The sequence below is a fragment of the Stenotrophomonas sp. A3_2 genome (assembly GCF_036624925.1).
GTDB classification, from domain to species: Bacteria; Pseudomonadota; Gammaproteobacteria; order Xanthomonadales; family Xanthomonadaceae; genus Stenotrophomonas; species Stenotrophomonas hibiscicola.
In genome coordinates this window covers 1-20,429 of sequence record NZ_JAZKVY010000156.1, presented here as the reverse complement: position 1 = coordinate 20,429, position 20,429 = coordinate 1, and the positions used below count along the sequence as shown (strand labels likewise).

General features: G+C 67.5%; 16 protein-coding genes and 1 tRNA gene. 9 read left to right on the top strand and 8 right to left on the bottom strand.

Annotated elements, in window-relative coordinates; all coding sequences use genetic code 11:
* Nucleotide 1 precedes the first annotated feature (1 nt).
* From rsfS to R5H29_RS04755, 3 genes are all read left to right on the top strand, one after another.
* Entirely contained in the window at nt 2–412 is a 411-nt protein-coding gene (rsfS, locus tag R5H29_RS04765) for a ribosome silencing factor (RefSeq protein WP_005410536.1), read from the top strand.
* A 64-nt stretch (nt 413–476) separates the two neighbouring features.
* Nucleotides 477–947 carry a 23S rRNA (pseudouridine(1915)-N(3))-methyltransferase RlmH gene (gene rlmH / locus R5H29_RS04760; RefSeq protein ID WP_332328844.1) on the top strand — a complete coding sequence of 157 codons (471 nt, stop codon included), beginning with the start codon at nt 477–479 and terminating at the stop codon, nt 945–947.
* 22 nt (nt 948–969) lie between these two features.
* A tRNA-Asn gene (locus R5H29_RS04755) sits at nt 970–1,046 on the top strand.
* Between the two features lie 99 nt (nt 1,047–1,145).
* Here the strand turns inward: R5H29_RS04755 and R5H29_RS04750 are convergent.
* The 4 genes from R5H29_RS04750 to R5H29_RS04735 all read right to left on the bottom strand — a co-directional run bounded on the left by R5H29_RS04750 (nt 1,146) and on the right by R5H29_RS04735 (nt 7,321).
* Nucleotides 1,146–2,567, bottom strand: coding sequence for a basic amino acid/polyamine antiporter (locus tag R5H29_RS04750; RefSeq protein ID WP_058982163.1), 1,422 nt, complete (start codon nt 2,565–2,567; stop codon nt 1,146–1,148).
* Nucleotides 2,568–2,696: 129 nt separating this feature from the next.
* Entirely contained in the window at nt 2,697–5,525 is a 2,829-nt protein-coding gene (locus R5H29_RS04745) for a TonB-dependent receptor (protein WP_019662109.1), read from the bottom strand.
* 191 nt (nt 5,526–5,716) lie between these two features.
* Entirely contained in the window at nt 5,717–6,367 is a 651-nt protein-coding gene (locus R5H29_RS04740) for an energy transducer TonB (protein WP_019662108.1), read from the bottom strand.
* Nucleotides 6,368–6,583: 216 nt separating this feature from the next.
* A complete protein-coding gene (locus R5H29_RS04735; RefSeq protein ID WP_021204307.1) occupies nt 6,584–7,321 on the bottom strand; it encodes an SIMPL domain-containing protein in 738 nt (245 codons plus the stop codon).
* A 130-nt stretch (nt 7,322–7,451) separates the two neighbouring features.
* Here R5H29_RS04735 and R5H29_RS04730 point away from each other — a divergent pair, with 130 nt between their 5' ends.
* Genes R5H29_RS04730 through tldD form a run of 4 tightly spaced genes read left to right on the top strand, consistent with a single transcriptional unit; the run spans nt 7,452 to nt 14,931 of the window.
* The gene (locus R5H29_RS04730; RefSeq protein WP_180876517.1) at nt 7,452–8,060 is read left to right on the top strand and encodes a Maf family nucleotide pyrophosphatase; all 609 of its coding nucleotides are present in this window, start codon (nt 7,452–7,454) and stop codon (nt 8,058–8,060) included.
* Nucleotides 8,053–9,540, top strand: coding sequence for a ribonuclease G (gene rng / locus R5H29_RS04725; protein ID WP_019662105.1), 1,488 nt, complete (start codon nt 8,053–8,055; stop codon nt 9,538–9,540). The genes R5H29_RS04730 and rng overlap by 8 nt, the downstream gene beginning before the upstream one ends.
* Before the next feature lie 30 nt (nt 9,541–9,570).
* A complete protein-coding gene (locus tag R5H29_RS04720; protein WP_332328843.1) occupies nt 9,571–13,425 on the top strand; it encodes a YhdP family protein in 3,855 nt (1,284 codons plus the stop codon).
* Nucleotides 13,426–13,485: 60 nt separating this feature from the next.
* Nucleotides 13,486–14,931 carry a metalloprotease TldD gene (gene tldD / locus R5H29_RS04715; protein ID WP_332328842.1) on the top strand — a complete coding sequence of 482 codons (1,446 nt, stop codon included), beginning with the start codon at nt 13,486–13,488 and terminating at the stop codon, nt 14,929–14,931.
* A gap of 41 nt (nt 14,932–14,972) precedes the next feature.
* Here tldD and yjgA read toward each other — a convergent pair whose 3' ends face one another.
* On the bottom strand, nt 14,973–15,563 hold the full coding sequence (yjgA, locus tag R5H29_RS04710; RefSeq protein ID WP_019662102.1) for a ribosome biogenesis factor YjgA: 591 nt from the start codon (nt 15,561–15,563) through the stop codon (nt 14,973–14,975).
* 68 nt (nt 15,564–15,631) lie between these two features.
* Between yjgA and pmbA the strand changes: the two genes are divergently transcribed.
* Nucleotides 15,632–16,999 carry a metalloprotease PmbA gene (gene pmbA / locus R5H29_RS04705; RefSeq protein WP_019662101.1) on the top strand — a complete coding sequence of 456 codons (1,368 nt, stop codon included), beginning with the start codon at nt 15,632–15,634 and terminating at the stop codon, nt 16,997–16,999.
* A gap of 87 nt (nt 17,000–17,086) precedes the next feature.
* Nucleotides 17,087–17,458, top strand: a complete 372-nt coding sequence (locus tag R5H29_RS04700) for a DUF4870 domain-containing protein (RefSeq protein WP_019662100.1) — start codon at nt 17,087–17,089, stop codon at nt 17,456–17,458.
* A 110-nt stretch (nt 17,459–17,568) separates the two neighbouring features.
* Here the strand turns inward: R5H29_RS04700 and R5H29_RS04695 are convergent, their stop codons facing one another.
* From R5H29_RS04695 to tilS, 3 genes are read right to left on the bottom strand one after another with little or no spacing between them, the layout of a single operon-like run.
* On the bottom strand, nt 17,569–18,447 hold the full coding sequence (locus R5H29_RS04695) for a farnesyl diphosphate synthase (protein ID WP_134729831.1): 879 nt from the start codon (nt 18,445–18,447) through the stop codon (nt 17,569–17,571).
* Nucleotides 18,437–18,697, bottom strand: coding sequence for an exodeoxyribonuclease VII small subunit (locus tag R5H29_RS04690; protein ID WP_005410522.1), 261 nt, complete (start codon nt 18,695–18,697; stop codon nt 18,437–18,439). Before R5H29_RS04690 ends, R5H29_RS04695 begins: the two co-directional genes overlap by 11 nt.
* A gap of 36 nt (nt 18,698–18,733) precedes the next feature.
* Nucleotides 18,734–20,020, bottom strand: coding sequence for a tRNA lysidine(34) synthetase TilS (gene tilS / locus R5H29_RS04685; protein ID WP_332328841.1), 1,287 nt, complete (start codon nt 20,018–20,020; stop codon nt 18,734–18,736).
* Nucleotides 20,021–20,429: the final 409 nt, after the last annotated feature.

Here is a 20,429-nt window from a genome sequence, read left to right as displayed (position 1 = left end):
TTTGAGCAACCAGACCCAGCCCCAGACCATCAAGGTCGATCTTCCCAGCCCGCCGCCGTCCGTGCCGGAACTGCTGGCCAGCGTCCGCCAAGCCACCGAAGACCTGAAGGCCAAGGACCTGGTCGAGATCGACGTGCGCGGCCGGTCCAGCGTTGCCGATTACATGATCGTCGTTTCGGGCACCTCGACCCGCCACGTCAAGTCGATTGCCGATGAAGTCGTGCGCTTCGCCAAGAACCTGGACGTGATGCCACTGGGCGTGGAAGGCGAGCGCGAGGCCGAGTGGGTGCTGGTCGACCTGGGCGACGTGATCGTCCACGTGATGCTGCCGCGCGTGCGTGAGTTCTACGCCCTCGAGCGCCTGTGGACCGTCGGCGACCAGCCGCCGTCCAGCGACGACGAAGTGGCCTGAGCCACACGATGATGCATCCCTTCGACGGCGCCGATGGCGCCGTCGACGTTTTGGAGGACCGCTGATGAAAGCCCGCCTGATCGCCACCGGTGAACGCGCCCCCAGCTGGGTCGCGCAGGGCTTCGCCGAGTACCAGAAGCGGCTGTCGCACTGGCTGCCGTTCGAGCTGGTCGAAATCGAGCCTGGCCTGCGCGGCAAGGGCCGCGATCCGCGCCGCGCCACGGAGGATGAAGGCAGGCGGGTAATCGCTGCGCTGCCGAAGAACGCTTATGTGGTGGCGCTGGATGTGCCGGGCCGCCAGCTCAGCTCCGAACAGCTGGCACAACGCCTGGAGCATTGGCGCGGGCAGGGCAGGGACCTGGCGTTCCTGATCGGTGGCCCGGAAGGGCATTCGCCGGAAGTATTCGCGTTGGCCGATGAGAAGTGGTCGATTGGACCATTGACGCTGCCGCACATGCTGGTGCGGCTGGTGGTGGCCGAGCAGCTGTATCGGGCTGCCGCAATGATCGCCAATCACCCCTACCATCGCGCGTGAAGAATGGTTATACTAGTCGTCTGCCCGAATAGCTCAGCCGGTTAGAGCACTTGACTGTTAATCAGGGGGTCGTTGGTTCGAGTCCAACTTCGGGCGCCACCTTGAGAAACCTGCATCGCAAGATGCAGGTTTTTTTTTCGTGTTGTAGAACCGAGGCCATGCTCGGCTGCATCCTCGAAGCCGGGCATGGGCTCGGCGCTACAGCGTAATCAGGCCCTTCCAGAACGCGACCAGCGTGGCGATCGCCACCGCCAGGATCGCGCCGAACAGCACCCATTCCCAACGCGTGAATACCAGCTCGCCGCGCTGGCGCCGGGCCAGTGCGAACAGCACCACGCCGGGCACGTACAGCAACACCGACAACAGCAGGTTGTCGAGGCCGCCGGCATACACCAGCCAAAGCGCGTACGCACTGGCCAGCAGCGCAACCGCGAAATCACGCCAGCGCACACTGGGCTCATCGGCGTAGGCCTGCCCGCGCCAGGCCAGCTGCACGCCGAATGCCGTGGACAGGAAGTAGGGCACCAGGCTCATCGACGCAGCGAGCAGCACCAGCCCGGTGTAGCTGCCCGAACTGACCAGCACCAGCAGCAGGAACAACTGGATCAGGCCATTGCTCAACCACAGTGCATTGGCCGGCACACCACGCGCGTTCTCGCGGCCGAGGAAGGCGGGCATGGTGCCGTCGCCCGCGGCGGCATAGAGCACTTCGGCGCACAGCAGCACCCAGGCCAGCAATGCACCGAGGACGGAGATGATCGAACCGATGATGATCACCGTCGCGCCCCATTCGCCGACGATGGCGCGCAGCACATAGGCCATCGACGGATTGGGCAGCCCGGCCAGTTCGGCCTGCGACAGCACGCCCATCGACAGCAGGCTGACCAGCACCAGCAGCAGCCAGACCCCCAGGAAACCGATCACCGTGGCGCGGCCAACGTCGGCGCGGCGCGCCGCACGCCGTGAATAGATGCTGGCGCCCTCGATGCCGATGAATACCCACACGGTCACCAGCATCATGCCGCGCAGCTGCTGGCCGAGATCGCCGAGCGCGGGCGTGCCAAGGAAATCGGCACGGAACACCTCCATGCGGAACGCACCTGCTGCCAGGATCAGGAACAGCGTGATCGGCAGCAGCTTGGCCACCGTCACCAGGCCATTGACAATGGCCGCCGTACGCAGGCCACGCAGCACCAGCAGGTGCACGGTCCACAGCAGCACTGACGACGCCGCCACGGCGGCAGGCGTGTTGCCTTCGCCGAACACTGGCAGGAAATGGCCGAGGCCGCTGAAGATCAGCACGAAGAAGCTGGCATTGCCAAGCACCGAGGCGACCCAGTAGCCCCAGGCCGCAGAGAACCCGATGTAGTTGCCGAAGCCCTCACGCGCGTATGCGTAGATGCCGGTATCAAGATCCGGCCGGCGGTTGGCCAGGGCCTGGAACACGAAGGCCAGCATCAGCATGCCGGCGCCACTGACCGCCCAGCCGATCAGCGCGGCGGCCGGCCCGGCGCTGCGCGCCACGTTCTGCGGCAATGAGAAGATGCCGGCGCCTACCATCGAGCCAACTACCAGTGCAGTCAACGCGGGCAGGCCCAGGCGTTGCGATGTCGTGGCCATGGTGATCCCCTGCGGCGGTAGTGCCGCTTGCACACGGTAGCCACGTGCCTGTGAACGTGCATGCAAGGCGTGCAACGACGAAGGCCCGGGCTGCTGCCCGGGCCTCCGAAGTTGATGCGTTGAACGGTATTACTTGAAGGTGTACTTGGCGCCGACGGTGAAGTAGCGACCGATGGCGCCGCTGAAGTGCAGCGGGTTGTAGTTCACGCCACCGTAGGTGGTCGGATCGAGCGGAGCAATGCGATCGAACACGTTCTGCACCGAGGCGTTCAGTTCGAAGGCTTCGGTGATGTTCCAGCGGCCGGACAGATCGAAGGTGGTGAACGAGGAGATCTTGGTGACGTCGGTACCGTCGGCGTAGGAGAACTGGTACGAACCCTCCGGACCACGGAAATCCTTGTTGTCCATCTTGGAGATGTAGTTGGCGACGCCGCTCACGCTCCACGGCCCCTGACGCCAGGTGGTACCGAAGTTGATCCGATCCTTTGGCGTACCGATGCAGTTGGTCACGTCGCAGTTGCCGTGGGTGCCTGCATAGTCGAAGGTCTCGTCGGAGTCGGTGCGCTCGTACTTCAGCACATGGCTCCACTGCAGGTCCATTTCCAGCTGGCCCGGGCCGATATCGAAGGTCTGGCGGATATCGGTATCGATACCGCGCACGCGCGTGGATGCCGCATTGATGTACGCGGTGTTGACCGCCAGGATGCTGCCGGTGCCAGCGATGCCGTTGATCAGGTCGATGTCACGCAGCACGTTGCCGGCGGCGATGGCATCGGCCGTGGAGCCTTGGGCGATTTCGTTGGTGCGCTTGATCTGCCAGGCATCCACGGTCATCGAAGTGGTGGAGGTCGGCTGCAGCACGATGCCCACCGAGTAGCTCTTGGACTCTTCCGGCTTCAGGTCCTTGTTGGGGCGGGTGATGATCGCGACCGGGCGCGAGCTGCAGTTGGTGCCGACATCGGCCGGCGGGCTGACGGCGCAGCGCACCGGATCGCGGGCGTTGGAGAAGGCGGCCAGGCCACCATCGCCGTTCTCGGCCGGGTTGGGGGCGCGGAAGCCTTCGGCGTAGCTGGCACGCAGAGCGATCCAGTCGGCTGGGGTCCACTTGATGCCCAGCTTCGGCGTGGCCTTGCCTTCGCCGCTTTCGTACTTGTCGTAACGCAGCGCGCCGGAAAGTTCCAGTTGCTCCAGCACCGGTGCCGACAGTTCGACGTAGCCGGCGTAGACATTCTGCGTACCGTCATAGGCCGAATAGCCCAGGCCGATGATGTCACCCTGGTCGGTGTAAGTCTGCGGGGTCAGGCTGTTGCTGGTCTTGCGCCACTCGGTACCGATTGCCAGGCCCAGCGGACCACCTTTCAAGTCCATCAGGCTGCGCGACACGGTGAAGTCGAACATGTCCAGGCTGGACTTGGCGCGTGCGCTGATGGTCGGCGAGATGTAGTCGTACAGCGCCTGCGAGTTGAGGTTGGCATTGTCGCCAATACGCCACACGCCGCCGGCACAGTTCGGGTTGCCCAGCGCGCACTGTACAGCGCTGTAGCGCAGGAACCCGGTGCGCTTGTTCACCAGATCGGTACCGGAGTGCAGGTAGGCGGTGTCGTAGCTCCAGTCACCCCAGTTGCCCTTGACGCCGACCAGGAAGCGGTTGAACTCATTGGTGTTGTTGGTCACGCGCGGGCCGACATCCCAGGCCGAGTAGCGCAGGCGCGAGGCCTGGCCCTGGATCGGATTGTCGGGATGGGTCGGCGACAGCACCACGGCGCCCGGGCCGCTGCTGGCATTGCGCGGGCCAAGGGGATAGCCCCAGCTGCCGGAGACGCCGGACGGTGTGTTGCTGAAGATCGTTTCCTTCTTCGAGTAGCCGATCTCGGTGTAGACCTCGCCGCCTTCGCCGAAGGCGAAGCTGGCGCGGCCGAACACGTTGACGTACTTCTCTTCAGGCGTGAGATCACGGAACTGCTGCGCCGGATCCCACAGGCAGCCCTGGGCCGCCACTGACGCGTCGGTCTGGCCCGGGATGGTGGTCAGGCCTTGGCAGCCGGGCAGTGGCACGAGCCTTGCCGGATTGGTCGCCGTGACATTGCGGTCGTCATACACCGAGCCATTCGGACCGACGCCTCCGCTGGTGCGGCCATTGAGGTAGGCGCCGCCGAGGAACTGGGCATTGTTGCCATAGCCCCAAGGACGGATGTCGCCGGTGCCGATCCACTTGCGGTTCTTGCGATCGCTGATCTTGATCGCGTCGGTCTTGCCGACGTCCAGGCTGAAGAAGGCATTCCAGCCGTCAGTGGCCAGGTCGCCGGTGCCGGCGGTCAGGGTCGCCTTCTTCGCGTCGCCATCGCTGTCACCGGACAGGCCATAGGAGCCACGCAGGATGGCGCCCTGGAAGTCGCTGCGCAGGATGATGTTGACCACGCCGGCGATGGCATCGGAGCCATAGATTGCCGAGGCGCCGTCCTTGAGCACTTCCACGCGCTCGACGGCATCGAGCGGAATGGTGCTCAGGTCGGTGAAGACCTTCTGGCCGTCGTCGGCCAGGCCGTAGGTGGCCATGCGGCGGCCGTTCAACAGGACCAGGGTCGAGCCCGCGCCCAGGCCGCGCAGCGAAATGCCGGCGCCACCACCGGCAAAGCCGTTGCCGAAGGTCTTGGGGATGGAGCCGGAGCCATCAGCGGTCAGGGTCTGCAGGTATTCGGCAACCGTGGTCTTGCCGGTGCGGTCGATTTCCTGGCGGGTTACTACCTGCACCGGCGACGGCGTTTCAGTGTTGGTGCGCGGAATGTTCGAACCGGTGACCGTGATGCGGTCCAGGTTGGTGGCCTTGTCCTGCGCGAAGGCGGAGGTGGAAGCCGCGGCGCCAACCAGCAACAGGGTGCTGCCGGTAAGGATATGGGTGATGGACGATGCCAGAGTGCTGCGGCGGCGGCTGGCGGGCCGTTGGATCAGGTGTTTCACAGCTTCTCTCCTAACTGGAAAACCGTAGCGTTGAGGGCTGTCTCCGGAAGATTCCGGGACGGATCAATCTAGGTTTCCGGTAGGTGACGAAGTCGTGAATTTTTGCTTAATCGGTAACGGTTGATCCGGTTCCGTCCGTTGGCACGTGCAGGGAAGCGCCGGCCCGGCAGGTGGCCGGGCCGGCGATCACTTCACTCCGGCAGCGAGAACTGCACCGGCACCATGCCGATGGCCGGTACCGCCACGCCATCACGCTGGGCCGGCTCGAAGCGCCAGTGCCGGAGCACCTGCAGGCGCGCGGCCTGGTCCAAGCTGCGCGAACCGCTGCTGCGCTCGATGCTGACCCCCGTCGGCTGCCCGCGGGTGTCCACCTCTACCCGCAACAGCACAGTGCCCTGTTCGCGGTTGCGCAATGCCGCCAGCGGATAGGCCGGCGGCGGGGCGCTGCGGTACTGCAGCTGGGCACCGGCCAGTGGTGCGGAGGTATCGATGCTCGGTGCAAGCTGGGGCGGGGCCGGTTCGGCGGCCGGCAGCGCGATGCCCTGGGCTTCTTCCACGGTTGCGGTAGGAGCTGGAAGCGGCGGCGCGGCCGGCTGCGTCTGTGGCTTCGGTACGACCCGGGCGACCTCCCTGGGCTGTTCCAGCACCGGGGGCGGCGGCGTTGGCGGGATCTTCTCGATCAGCCTGACCGTGGTCTTTTCACGCGGGGCCTGCACGGCCTGGTAGGTCGCAGGGATGAGCAACAACAGGAAGGCCAGCAGGTGCAGGGCGATCGCCGCGCTCCAGGCGGCAACGCGGGCGGGGTCGAAGTGCAGGGATGCAACGGGATACGTACGAACCATGGTCCACCTCCATGCCAGTGACGAAGTCCTCAACGCACCAGGGCCCGTGGCGGGGTTGCCGCACGCGGCTGGCAGTGCATCAGTAGCGCGCCCGGGCGGCCACTGCATAGAGGCAGGGGCAGCCGTGTTGGGCTGGCCTTCAGCCACTGCCGTCGGAATGCACGAAAAAAGGCGGGTCCCCTGGGGAACCCGCCTCTGTCGGCAATGACCAACGGCTCAGCGACCCAGTTCGAACACCACGTCCAGGTTGACCGAGACGGTGGATTCACCCGGCGCGACCGGGGTGGCCTTGTCCATCGCCGCACCGGCCGCCATGGTGCGCATCATCGGCATCGGGCGGAAACCGCCATTGCTGTTCTCGGAGATGCTGACGATGCGGCGCACCTGCAGGCCCAGTGACTTGGCATAGGTCTGGGCGCGGGCCTGGGCCTTCTTCAGCGCAGCCAGGCGGGCTTCGTCATACACTGGTTCCGGCTGGTCGATCTCGAAGCTCGGGCCGTTGATCTGGTTGGCGCCCTGCGCGGCCAGCGCGTCCAGCACCTTGCCGAGCTTGGCGATGTCGCGCACCTTGAGGCTGACCGTGTTGCTGGCCTGGTAACCGGTGATCTTCGGCGCTTCGTTGTCGGCGTAGCGGTACTGCGGGTTGAGGCTGACGCCGCTGGTCTGCACGTCGCGCTCGGCGATGCCGGCGGCCTTGATCGCGGCCAGCACCTTGTCCATCTGCTGGGCGTTCTGGCGCATGGCGCTGTTGCCATCGGCAGCCTGGCTCACCACGCCGGCCGACAGCGTGGCCACGTCAGGCACGCGGGTGGCCTCGGCATTGGCCGAGATGTTCAGCAGCGTGCCCTCGGCCGGTGCGGCGATCGATGGCGAGGACGGAGCGGCATGGGCGGTCATCGAGGTTCCAAGGGCGAGGGACAGGGCGAGCAGCAGCGGGGTGGCAGTCAGGCGCATGGGATCTCCTTGTTGTGCCGTTGAGGGTGGTGTCGTAGCGATGAACGCGTTGTGAGTCCGTTCGGGGTTGAACGCGTTCCGGGACGGGTTGCCGACGATTCAGGTGGCGGCCTCAGGTTATGCTGTGCCGATGCTCTACCTAGCTTCCCGCTCCCCCCGACGCAACCAGCTGCTGGCCCGACTCGGACGCCCCTTCCAGCCATTGGATCTGGAGGTCGTCGAGCAGCGTGCGCCCGCTGAAAGCGCCGAACAGTACGTCTGCCGGGTCGCCGCCGACAAGGCACGCGCCGGCCTGGCCCGGGTGCTGGCCAATGACCCGCAGGCGCGGGTGCTTGGTTCGGACACCGAGGTGGTGCTGCATGGCGAGGTGTTTGGAAAGCCCGCCGACGCTGCCGATGCCCGGGGGATGCTGGCGCGTCTTGCCGGGCGTACCCACCAGGTGATGACGGCCGTAGTGGTGGTCGGCGCGGACGGGCTGGACAGCGAACTGGTCATTTCCGAAGTGACCTTCGCCCCGATCGACGCTGCCGACATCGCCGCCTATGTCGCCACCGGCGAACCGCTGGACAAAGCCGGTGCCTACGCCATCCAGGGCGGGGCCGAGCGCTGGATCGAGCACCTGTCCGGCAGCTACTCCGGCGTCATGGGGCTGCCGTTGCTGCACACCGATCGTTTGCTGGCGCGCTGCGGCGTGCCGGCCCCCACCGCCGATGCCGCCAGGGAGGCTGCAGATGTCTGAGGAAATCCTGGTCAACGTGACCCCGCGCGAGACCCGGGTCGCGGTGATCGAAAATGGCATGCTGCAGGAACTGCACATCGAGCGTGGCTGGCGCCGGGGTGTGGTCGGCAACATCTACAAGGGCAAGGTGCAGCGGGTCATGCCCGGCATGCAGGCCGCCTTCGTCGAAGTCGGGCTGGAGCGCGCCGCGTTCCTGCACGCCAATGACGTGGTGCGGCCGGCGCCGGTGGCCAGTGCCGATACCGAGAACACCACCCTGCCGCCGCCGGCCAGCGTGCCGATTGTCGAGCTGCTGCGTGACGGCCAGGACATCGTCGTGCAGGTGGTGAAGGACCCGATCGGCACCAAGGGCGCACGCCTGACCACGCAGATCAGCATTCCCTCGCGCTACATGGTGCTGCTGCCGCAGTCCAAGGTGGTGGGCGTGTCGGCGCGCATCGAGGACGAAGCCGAGCGCGCCCGCCTGAAGGCGCTGGTGACCGAGCTGTCGGCGCAGCACGGCGGCTACGGCTACATCGTGCGCACCAACGCCGAAGGCCAGCCGGCCGAGGCCATCGCCGAGGACATCGCCTACCTGTCGCGCGTGTGGAACGTGGTCGAGCGCCGTGGCCGCGAAGCGCCCTCGTGCAGCATCATCTATGAAGACCTGAGCCTGCCGCTGCGTTCGGTGCGCGACCTGATCCGCAAGGACGTGGACAAGGTGAAGGTGGACTCGAAGGAGACCTTCGGCCAGCTGCAGGCCTTCGTCGCCAAGTACATGCCGGTGCTGGCCGAGAAGCTGGAGCTGTATTCCGGCGATCGCCCGATCTTCGACATGTTCGGGGTGGAGGACGAGATCGGCCGCGCGCTGGACAAGCAGGTGCCGTTGAAATCCGGTGGCTACCTGGTGATCGACCAGACCGAGGCGATGACCACCATCGACGTCAATACCGGTTCGTTCCTCGGCCAGCGCAACCTGGAAGAAACGGTGTTCCGCACCAACCTGGAGGCTGCGCAGGCGGTGGCGCGGCAGCTGCGGCTGCGCAACCTGGGCGGCATCATCATCATCGACTTCATCGACATGGATGATGCCGAGCACCGCCGCCAGGTGCTGCGCACGCTGGAAAAGGCGCTTGCGCGCGACCATGCCAAGACAACAGTCTATGACTTCTCGCCGCTGGGCCTGGTGGAGATGACCCGCAAGCGCACGGTGGAAAGCCTGGAGCGCCAGCTGTCGGAAACCTGCCCGCAGTGCAGCGGCCGCGGCAGCATCAAGACCACCGAGACGGTGACCTACGAGATCTTCCGCGAGATCACCCGCGCGGTGCGCCAGTTCGACGCCGCGCGCCTGCTGGTGATCGCCTCGACCAAGGTGGTCGCGCGCATCACCGACGAGGAATCGGCGGCGGTGGCCGAGCTGGAGGAATTCCTCGGCAAGAGCATCCGCTTCCAGGCGGACGAGCAATACCTGCAGGAGCAGTTCGATGTCGTTCTGCTCTGATCCTCGCCGGCTGCAGGCCGGCGGTGGCCGATGAGCGCGCCGCCGCGCCTGCGACTGCGAAGGATCCGCCGTCATCTCATTGCCGCCTGCGCGGTGGGCCTGGTCGGGCTGGCACTGCTGGTGGGCACCCTCAGCCAGCTGCTGCCGCTGGCCGAGCGCCACCCCGACAGGATTGCGGCCTGGCTGAGCGAACGTGCCGGCCAGCCGGTGCGTTTCGACCAGCTGCAGACGGCCTGGACCCGTCGTGGCCCGTTGCTGCAGCTCAAAGGCCTGCATATCGGAGCGGGCCGCGGCCTGGCCATTGGCGAGGCCGAGGTGCTGGTATCGATGTACAGCGGCCTGTTGCCTGGCCGTTCGCTGACCGAGTTGCGCCTGCGTGGGCTGGCGCTGGATCTGCAGCAGGATGCAAGCGGTCGCTGGTCGGTGCGTGGGCTGCCACAGTCCGCCGACGGTGGAGATCCGCTGGATGCGCTGCGCCGGCTGGGCGAGCTGCAGGTGATCGGGGGGCGCCTGGGCGTGCACTCGCCGACGTTGGGCATCGACACCACGCTGCCGCGCATCGACCTGCGCCTGCGGGTCAATGGCGATCGCCTGCGCGTGGGCGTGCGCGCCTGGGCCCAGGCCGAAGCGCTGCCATTGACTGCGGTGCTGGATGTGGACCGCACGCGTGGCAACGGCGAGGCCTGGCTGGGCGCCGATCCGGTCGATTTCCATGCCTGGTCTCCGCTGTTGGCGGCCGGCGGTGTGCGCCTGCGCGAGGGCAAGGGCGAACTCAACCTGTGGTTGACCCTGCGCGATTTCGTGCCGGTGGCGGTGACCACGGATTCGGACCTGCGCGACGTGCGCATCGATGGCGCACCGATACCCGGCATGGCGGCGCCGCAGCTGCAGCTGCAGCGACTGCAGGCCCGCCTGCGCTGGCAGCGCCAGGCCGAGGGCTGGGCGCTGCAGGTACCGCGGCTGCGGCTGAAGAATGAAGACGGCGAGCAGCGCCTCGATGGCCTGCAGCTGCAGGTCGGCAAACAGCTGCGGGTGCGTTCCGGTGAAGTGCAGGCCGGCATCGCGCTGCGTGCGCTGGCCCTGAGCGATCGCCTTGAGCCGGGCCTGCGTCGCTGGCTGTTCCTGTCCAGGCCGCAGCTGGACGTGCGCGCGTTGCAGCTGGCCGGCGAACGCGATGGCCCATTGTGGGCGCAGGGTGAACTGCAGTCGCTGGGCTTTGCAAGCGTCGGCAATTCACCGGGGCTGCGCGGCCTTGGCGGGCGTTTCGAAGGCGATGCCAACGGCTTCAGCCTGCAGCTGCAGCCGCAACGGCAGCTGCAGTTCGACTGGCCCACCGGCTTCGGCGTGCGCCACGACCTGCAGCTGGCCGGGCAGATCGTGGGCTGGCGCGACGAGGGCGGTGGTTGGCGGATCGGGACGCCGGCGATGCGTGTGGAAGGTACCGACTATGCGGCCGACGTGCGCGGCGGTGTGTGGTTCCAGGGCGACGGTACGCGGCCGTGGCTGCAGCTGGCCGCCAAGCTGGACGACGTGCCGATGACGGCGGCCAAGCGCTTCTGGATCCACTCCAAGATGAGCAAGGGCGCCACCGACTGGCTGGACATGGCACTGGCCGGCGGCCAGGTACGTGGCGGCGTCGGCCTGGTCACCGGTGACCTGGACGACTGGCCGTTCGACAACAACGATGGCCGCTTCGAGGCCACCGGCCACATCACCAATGGCGACATCCGCTTCCAGCATGATTGGCCGCTGATGAGCCAGGTCGATGCCGATATCGCCTTCATCGGCCCCGGCTTCGACATGCATGGGCGCGGCGACCTGGCCGGCGTGGCGGTGCAGAAGTTCGAGGCGGGCATCCAGGATTTCGGGCAGCAGCCGCTGTACGTGCGCGCCGATGCACAGAGCGAGGCCGGCAGACTGCTGGCCATGCTGCGGCAGAGCCCGCTGCACAAGGACTATGGCGATACCCTGGACAACCTCACCGCAGCGGGCCCGGCGCATGTGACCTTCGATCTGCTGCAACCGCTGCACCACGATGAAGGCGGTGGCCATCTGCAGGGGACGGTTGACCTGGCCGGCGTGAAGCTGGTCGACAAGCGTTTCCAGCTCGCCTTCGACAACATGCACGGGCAGGCGCGCTACAGCAATGGCGGTTTCGATGCCGAGGAACTGTCGGTGCGCCACCTCGGCCAGGACGGCCGCCTGAGCCTGCGTGCTGGTGGCTACGTGCACGACAGCAGACTGGCCTTCGAATCGAAGCTGTCGGCCACGCTTGACGCCGGCGTGCTGATCGACCGCGCACCGGAGATGGCCTGGCTCAAGCCCTACATCACCGGGACCTCGCCGTGGACCATCGCGGTCAACCTTCCCAAGGTGGCGCCAGGTGCTCCTGCGCCGCCCAGCGAGCTGCGCTTGAGCTCCGATCTGGTCGGCACCCGGCTGGATCTGCCGGCGCCGCTGGACAAACCGGCTGCCGAGCCGCTGGCGACCACCGTAGCCGCACAGCTGCCGATGGGTGCCGGCCGCATCGATGTGGCGTTCGGCCAGCGCCTGGCGCTGGCCGCGCGCAGCCACAACAACCAGACCGGCGTGCAGGTGACGCTGGGCAGCGACCATGTCGATCGCGAGCCGCCGCCCAGCGGATTGACCGTCAACGGCCGCAGCCCGACCTTGGACGCATTGGAGTGGATCGGCCTGGCGCGGGGCGGCAGCGATGACAACACGATGCCGCTGCGTGCGGTGGACGTGCAGGTCGGTCAATTGAAGCTGATCGGTGGCGTTTTCGAGCAGACCCGGTTGCAGCTGCATCCGGGCGCGCAGGCGCTGGACGTGCGCCTGGCGGGCCCGTCGCTGGCCGGGCGCCTGACTGTCCCCAATGCTGACGGCGGCACCATCAGCGGCCAGCTCGACCGTGTGCACTGGCAATCGCTGCCGGCAGCTCCGGATGCACCGGCCGCACCCGCCCGGGTCCAGGCCGGCGCCAACGATATGGACCCGGCCAAGCTGCCGCCGTTCGCGCTGGACATCGCCGACCTCAAGTTCGGCAAGGTGGTGCTGGGCCAGGCGGTGCTGCGCACACGACCGTTGGCCAATGGCCTGAACGTGGACGAGCTGCGCTTCCGCGCGCCGGACCAGGAGATCGACATCAGCGGTCGCTGGCTGGGCCGTGCCGGCGGAGCCCGCACCGAGCTGACCGCCCAGGTGCGCAGCGAGGATCTGGGCGGACTGATGCAGAACCTGGACTACGGCGGCCAGCTGCGTGGTGGCTCCGGCCAGGCCCAGCTGCAGGCCACCTGGAGCGGGGGGCCGTCGGACTTCCAGCTGGGCAACCTGCAGGGCCGCCTGGACCTGCACGCACGCAACGGCCAGCTGCTGGAGCTGGAGCCGGGTGCTGGCCGCGTGCTGGGCCTGCTCAGCGTGACCCAGCTGCCGCGGCGCCTGATGTTCGACTTCCGCGACTTCTTCTCCAAGGGCTTCGCGTTCAACCAGATCGACGGCAGCATGCAGTTCGGCCAGGGCATGGCGCGCACCGACAAGGTGCTGATCGAAGGCCCGGCAGCCAACATCACCATCCGCGGCCAGGCCGACCTGCGCAACCAGCAGTTCGACCAGACCATCGACGTCAACCCGCGTGCCGGCAATCTGCTGACCGTGGTGGGGGCAGTGGCCGGTGGCCCGGTGGGAGCGGCGTTGGGCGCGGCCACCAATGCGGTATTGTCCAAGCCGTTGGGCGAGATTGGCGCCCGTACCTACAAGGTGACCGGTCCATGGAAGGAGCCCAAGGTGGAAGTGATCGAACGCAGCCGCGACAAGGCTCCACCACCCACGCCGGCACCGGCGCCGGCCATTCCACCGACCGTCACCGGCCTGCCGCGCCCGCGGTGAGCGCGGCCTTCCTGTTCACGGGGCTTGCCTGAGCGCCCCCGCATCCCCAGATCGAGAACCATGACTGACATCGCCCTGACGCTTGCCCAAGACCGCCTGCTGCGCCCCGGCGGCCTGGATACCGCTGGCCTGGAGCGCACCTTCGGCCAGTTGCTTGGCCCCGGTGTGGACTTCGGTGATCTTTACTTCCAGCATGCCCGCCGCGAGAGCTGGAGCGTGGAAGACGGCATCGTCAAGGATGGCGCCCATTCCATCGAACAGGGCGTGGGCGTACGGGCAATTTCCGGCGAAAAGACCGGCTTCGCCTATTCCGATGACATCCACGCCGACGCGCTGCTGGCGGCGGCGCAGTCGGCACGTGCGATCTCACGCGAAGGCGGTGCCCAATCCGGGCGATCGCTGCTGCGTGGCAACGCGCGCGCGCTGTACCCGGCGCTGGACCCGATCGATGGTATCGGCAACGAGGCCAAGGTCGAGGTGCTCAAGCGCCTGGATGGCTACCTGCGTGCCGCCGACCCGCGCGTGAAGCAGGTGATGGTGAGCCTGTCCGGCGGCGTCGACACGGTGCTGATCGCACGCAGCGACGGTGTGCTGGGTGCTGATGTGCGGCCGCTGGTGCGCCTGAACGTACAGGTGATCGTCGAGCACCACGGTCGCCGCGAGTCCGGCTATGCAGGCGGCGGTGGCCGCTACGGGTATGAAGAACTGTTTGCGGACGGGCGCCCCGAGGCCTTCGCCCGCGAGGCGCTGCGCCAGGCGCTGGTGAACCTGGACGCCGTTCCGGCTCCGGCCGGGGTGATGCCGGTGGTGCTCGGTCCGGGCTGGCCGGGCGTGCTGCTGCATGAAGCGGTTGGCCACGGGTTGGAAGGCGACTTCAACCGCAAGGGCACCAGCGTCTACGCGGGCCGCATCGGTGAGCGCGTTGCCGCCCCGGGCGTGACCATCGTCGATGACGGCACGCTGGACGGACGCCGCGGTTCGTTGAACATCGATGACGAGGGCCATCCCAGCCAGTGCACCACGCTGATCGAGGACGGCATCCTGGTCGGCTACATGCAGGACAGCCTCAATGCGCGCCTGATGGGCGTGGCGCCTACCGGCAATGGCCGCCGCGAATCGTTCGCGCACATGACCATGCCGCGCATGACCAACACCTACATGCGTGCCGGCCAGCACGACCGGCAGGAGATGATCCGTTCGGTGAAGAAGGGCCTGTACGCGGTCAACTTCGGCGGCGGCCAGGTCGACATCACCAGCGGCAAGTACGTGTTCTCGGCGACCGAGGCCTACCTGATCGAGGATGGCCGCGTCACCACGCCGGTGAAGGGCGCGACCCTGATCGGGAACGGTCCGGAAACCATGCAGAAGGTGCGCATGGTCGGCAATGACCTGGCCTTGGACGAGGGCGTGGGCGTCTGTGGCAAGGACGGGCAGAGCGTGCCCGTGGGTGTCGGCCAGCCCTCGCTGCTGATCGAGGGCATCACCGTCGGCGGTACCCAGGCCTGAGCCGGGCGATGGCCAGCGCCACCGCCCCGACCGGCGCGGACTCAGTCCTCGTCGGCTTCGTCGGTCTCGACGTGGCCGGCGTCTTCGTCGCCCGCCGTCTTCAGGCCCAGCGCGGCCGGCAGCATCAGGCCGCGCAGCACCTGGAAAATCTCACGGTAGGCGCGCGGCGGCTTGTTCCTGGCCTTTTCGGCCTGCGCGTTGCGCACCAGCGTGCGCAGCTGCTGGCGATCGGCCTGCGGATAATCGTCGAGAAGGGCCGCCAGTGCCTTGTCACCCTCGGCCAGCAGGCGGTCGCGCCAGTCCTCAACGCGATGCATCATTGCCACTTCGCGGCGGCCGGTCTCGCTGTTGGCGTCCAGCGCGTCGCGGATCGCATCCAGCGTGGCCTCTTCTTCGCGCCGCATGTGCTTGGCCAGGAACGCCAGCTGGCGCTTGTGGGCGATGTGGGCGGTGATGCGCTTGCACTCGGCGATATGCGGCAGCAGGTCTTCCGGGATCGGCAGGCGCGCCAGCTGGGCCGGGGTCAACGACACCAGCTTCTCGCCCAGGGCCAGGACGTCGAGCGCGTCGCGCCGGTTCTGGCTGCGGCTCTTGTCGTGGAATTCACCGGTTTCTTCGTCGCGTCCGCGCATCGTCCATACCTGATTTCAAAAAAAGTCGCCCGGCGTGATGCCGGGCCCAACCCGTACAGGATAAAGCATTGAACGTGATCGCCCCTGAAGTGGCCGTCGGCGACGACAGCGCGGCCCGGCTGGAACGGCTGGCCGACCTCTCCCAGCAGCTGCTCGACCGTGCCCGCGCGCTGGGCGCCAGCCAGGCCGAGGTCAGCTGCAGCGAGGATCGTGGCCTGGAGGTCAATGTCCGCCTTGGCGAGGTTGAGACCGTGCAGTCCACCCGTGACCGCGGTATCGCCGTCACCGTCTATTTCGGGCAACGCAAGGGCAGTGCCAGCACTGGCGACCTGAACGAGGCCAGCCTTGCCGCCACGGTCGAACAGGCCTGTGCGATCGCCCGGCATACCGAAGATGACCCGGCTGCCGGCTTGGCCGAGGCCGCGTTGATGGCCACCGACTTCCCGGATCTGGATGCCTGGCACCCGTGGGCGCTGCAGGCCGACGAGGCGGTGGACCTGGCCCTGGCCTGTGAGAACGCAGGCCGCGAGGCCGATGCGCAGATCCGCAATTCCGACGGCGCTTCGGTGTCAAGCATGCAGAGCCTGTCGGTCTATGCCAATTCGCATGGTTTCATCGGCCGTGAGCGCGGCACCCATCATTCGGTGGGCTGTGCGCTGATTGCCGGCCAGGGCGATGGCATGCAGCGCGATGGCTGGTACACCAGTGCGCTGGCCCGCGAGGATCTGGAGGAGGTGGGCCTGGTCGGTCGTCGTGCTGCCGAGCGCACCGTCGCCCGCCTGCAGCCTCGCTCGATGGCCACCGGCAGCATGCCGGTGTTGTTCGCCCCGGAAGTGGCGCGCAGCCTGGTCGGCCACCTGTTGTCGGCGGTGTCCGGCGGTGCCCTGTACCGCCAGGCCAGCTTCCTGCTGGACAGCGTCGGCCTGCAGTTGTTCCCCGGCTGGATGCAGATCGAGGAACTGCCTCACCTGCGCCGTGGCCTGCGTTCGGCCGCCTTCGATGGCGATGGCGTGGCCACCCGAGCTTCGGCGCTGGTCCGTGACGGCGTCCTGCAGCGCTACGTGCTGGGCAGCTACTCGGCACGCAAGCTGGGCCTGCAGACCACCGCCAATGCCGGTGGCGTGCACAACCTGCAGTTGGCCGCCAATGCTGGCGCGCTGCAGGACATCGCCCGGCAGATGGGCAATGGCCTGCTGGTGACCGAGCTGATGGGGCAGGGCGTCAACGGGGTGACCGGCGACTATTCGCGGGGCGCCGGTGGCTTCCGGGTCGAGAATGGCGAGATCCAGTATCCGGTGGATGGCATCACCATCGCCGGCAACCTGCGCGAGATGTTCAGCAGCATCGAAGCGGTGGGCAGTGATGTTGACCCGCGCTCGCACATCCGCACCGGCTCGATCCTGGTGGGGCGGATGACCATTGCCGGTAATGATTGATGGCGTCGATGGCGTAAGCTATGCCCGCCTGACGCAGCCAGCTTGGTGCTGGTGGGTCAAGACCACCCAATGAAAAGGAGTTTTGTCGTGAGCGAATTCGATAACGTCCCGCCGCCGCCGGCGACCACCGAGGCCCCGGCCGACCAGCGCACGATGGCGCTGGCTGCGCACCTGCTGGGCATCTTCACCGGCTTCATCGGCGCGCTGATCATCTGGTTGATCAACAAGGATGATGCGGGCAAGGCCTTTGTGACCGACCAGGCCAAGGAAGCGCTGAACTTCCAGATCACCGTGGCCATCGCCATGGTCATCTGCATGATCCTGACCATCGTCGTCATCGGCGCGATCCTGATGCCGATCGTTGGTCTGGTCAGCCTGGTGTTCTGCATCATTGCCGCCGTCAAGGCCAACAACGGCGAGGCGTACCGCTACCCGTTCGCGCTGCGCCTGATCAAGTAAGTTCGTCCGCACGCGGATACATGCAACGCCCGGCATTGCCGGGCGTTGTTGTTTGGCGCTCGTGCCGGCCAAGCGCGGTGAGCGCAGTGCGGCAGCGTCGCCGCCAGCAATCAGTGATTGCGCTCCACCGCCAGCGTTGCCAGCGCGCGCAGCGGATCGGCTTCCTCGCCATGGCCGGCCAGGGTTGCCTGCATGCGCGCTGCCAGTTCGCGCAGCTGTGCTTTGGCGCCGTCCATGCCCAGCAGCGCCGGGAAGGTGCTCTTTTCCTGTGCCTGGTCCTTGCCGGCGGTCTTGCCCAGTTGTTCAGAACTGGCTTCCACATCCAGGATGTCATCGCGGACCTGGAAGGCCAGGCCGAGTGCATCGGCGAAACTGTCGAGCTGGGCCAGCTGCGGTTCGTGGGCCTGGCCGCACAGCGCACCCATGCGCACCGCCGCGCGGATCAGTGCGCCGGTCTTCAGTGCATGCATGCGGGTCAGTGCCGCCAGGGTCTGTTGCTGGCCGGTGGCATCGATGTCCAGCGCCTGGCCGCCGCACATGCCGGAGGCACCGGACGCGTGGGCCAGGGTCTGCAGGCAGGCCACGCGCAGCGTGGCCGTCAGCGGCGCATTGGCCAGCAGGCCAAAGGCACGGGTCTGCAGGGCGTCACCGGCGAGGATGGCGGTAGCTTCGTCGAAGGCGATGTGGGTGGTCGGCTTGCCGCGGCGCAGGGCATCGTCGTCCATCGCCGGCAGGTCGTCATGCACCAGCGAATAGGCGTGGATGAGCTCGACGGACATCGCCGCCGCGTCCAGCTGTTCCGGCTGCGCGCCGAACAGGTGGCCACTGGCGTACACCAGCAGCGGCCGCATGCGCTTGCCGCCACCCAGCACCGAGTAGCGCATGGCCTGGTGCAGGCGTTGCGGGGCCTCGGCGGGCGAGGGCAGGGCGGCGTCGAGCTGGCTCTCGATGCGGTCGCGCCAGCGCGCGAACAGAACCTCAGCCGTCATGGCTGGGCGGATCGAACGGCTCGGATGCTTCCGGCTGCGCCGGATCGCTGAGCAGGCGCACGCGCAGTTCGGCCTGTTCCAGCGCCTGCTGGCACTGGCGATACAGACCGACGCCACGTTCGTAAGCACTGAGCGAGGCTTCCAGGCTCAGCTCGCCGGTTTCCATCTGCTCCACCAGCTGTTCCAGCGATTCAAGCGACTGCTCGAACTGGGCGACCGGGGAGGCGTTTTCGGGGGACTTCTTGGCCATGCGGCAAGTGTGGACGGGCTGCGCGCGGGGGTCAATTCACCAGCCGCCGGGACGCCACTGCAGCTGCGCGTCGTGGGCCTGCAACCAGGCCTGCAGGGGAGCTGCGATGACCACGTCGGCGGCGGCAAGCAGCTGCGCTCCATCGAAGACCAGCGGCAGCTGGGCGCGTCGCCAGGGGGCAAGGTGTTCGCGTTGCAGGCAGTCCTTCAGCGCATGCGAATGCTGGCGACCGGGCAGCAGGATGCGTTCGCCGCCCACACGCGCACGGACCTGGAGCGGCCGTTCGAAGGCCTCGGCGCCGTGCAGGTGCAGCTGACCGCCATCGGGCAGCGCCAATGGCGCGCGTCCATCCCATCCGGCCTGCCAATCATGGGGAAGCGCCGGCAGTTGCGCGGGCAGGAGATAGGCATGATCGCGCCATTGCTGGATGGCATGATCGTGCCAGCGCACCCGCGCCTGGCGATCGTTGCCGGCTGGCAGCAGCTCGTCCAGCGCCTGCTGCAGCACCGTGGCCGGCAGTGGGGCGGCCCCATGGCCGATCACCCAGGCGCGCAGCACGCGCGCGGCACGCCCCGGTGACACCTGGCGCAGCAGCTGCAGCGAAAGCACGCGTGGTGCCACTTCCAGGTGCGCGATCAGCTCGGCGTCTTCCTCGTCCAGCAGAGCACGGGTCTGCCCGCAGTGCATTGCGCTGCCCGCCAATGCCGACGCCGCATGCGGCCAGCGCTGGCGCAGCAACGGCAACACCTGCAGGCGCAGGAAGTTGCGATCGGCGTGGTCTTCCGCGTTGCTGGGGTCTTCAATCCATTGAAGCGCGTGCTCCCGGGCGTAGTGGAGCAGCGCGTCGCGCGACGTCGACAGCAGTGGTCGCCACAGGGGATGTTCGCCAAGATGGCTGTGTGCAGACATCGCTGCAAGGCCGTCGACGCCGGATCCGCGCAGCGCGCGCAGCAGGAAGGTCTCGGCCTGGTCGTCCTGGTGCTGCGCAAGTGCCAGCGTTTCGCCCTCGCGCAACTCGGCCGCGAACGCGGCGCGTCGCGCCTGCCGCGCCGCGCCTTCAAGGCCGAGGCCCGCACGGTTGTCGACCTGCACGTGATGCACGGCCAGTTCAATGCCCAGCGCGGCGCATTGATGCCGGCAATGCAGCGCCCAGGCGTCCGCATCGGGTTGCAGACCGTGGTGCACGTGCACCGCACGCAGTGCCGTGCCGGTGGGCTGGGCGCAGCGCCACAGCCAGTGCAGCAGCACGGTGGAGTCGGCACCGCCGCTGTAGCCCACCAGCAGCGGCGCATCCAGCGGAACGAGGGCAGGGAAGGCGGTCACGGCGGCAAGTATAGGGTTGCTAGGCAGGGCTGCGCCCTGCACCCGCTACGATCCAGAGCAACAGCAACAGCAACAGCAACAGCAACAGCAGAAGCTGGTTTCCTGAGGGGAGGCGGGGTAGGTCCGGTTGCGGGAGCCGCTGCAAGTCCCCCTCCGGGGCCCGGCCCAGCCGCTGGCGGCTGTGCGTTCGGGCGCTTGCGAAGCAGTGCTTCGCAAGCAAAGCGCCCTCACCCATGTAAGCTCGGTCGCCGCTTGCACGTGGGCGCAGTCCTGCGCACACGGCAAGACCGGGGTTGGGCGTCCTGCCCAACCCGCCCGAGGCATGCCTCGGGCCCATGCGGCTCACGCCCCCGCAACCGGACCCACCCCGCCTTCGACAGATTGCCGCGATCTGTCGGAACGGCGTCTT

What these genes read in the sequence shown, in the direction of transcription:
- rlmH (WP_332328844.1), top strand. Translation starts at nt 477, where the DNA reads ATGAAAGCCCGCCTGATCGCCACCGGTGAACGCGCCCCCAGCTGGGTC.
- R5H29_RS04750 (WP_058982163.1), bottom strand. Translation starts at nt 2,567, where the DNA reads ATGGCCACGACATCGCAACGCCTGGGCCTGCCCGCGTTGACTGCACTG.
- R5H29_RS04740 (WP_019662108.1), bottom strand. Translation starts at nt 6,367, where the DNA reads ATGGTTCGTACGTATCCCGTTGCATCCCTGCACTTCGACCCCGCCCGC.
- R5H29_RS04735 (WP_021204307.1), bottom strand. Translation starts at nt 7,321, where the DNA reads ATGCGCCTGACTGCCACCCCGCTGCTGCTCGCCCTGTCCCTCGCCCTT.
- R5H29_RS04730 (WP_180876517.1), top strand. Translation starts at nt 7,452, where the DNA reads ATGCTCTACCTAGCTTCCCGCTCCCCCCGACGCAACCAGCTGCTGGCC.
- rng (WP_019662105.1), top strand. Translation starts at nt 8,053, where the DNA reads ATGTCTGAGGAAATCCTGGTCAACGTGACCCCGCGCGAGACCCGGGTC.
- R5H29_RS04720 (WP_332328843.1), top strand. Translation starts at nt 9,571, where the DNA reads ATGAGCGCGCCGCCGCGCCTGCGACTGCGAAGGATCCGCCGTCATCTC.
- tldD (WP_332328842.1), top strand. Translation starts at nt 13,486, where the DNA reads ATGACTGACATCGCCCTGACGCTTGCCCAAGACCGCCTGCTGCGCCCC.
- yjgA (WP_019662102.1), bottom strand. Translation starts at nt 15,563, where the DNA reads ATGCGCGGACGCGACGAAGAAACCGGTGAATTCCACGACAAGAGCCGC.
- R5H29_RS04695 (WP_134729831.1), bottom strand. Translation starts at nt 18,447, where the DNA reads ATGACGGCTGAGGTTCTGTTCGCGCGCTGGCGCGACCGCATCGAGAGC.
- R5H29_RS04690 (WP_005410522.1), bottom strand. Translation starts at nt 18,697, where the DNA reads ATGGCCAAGAAGTCCCCCGAAAACGCCTCCCCGGTCGCCCAGTTCGAG.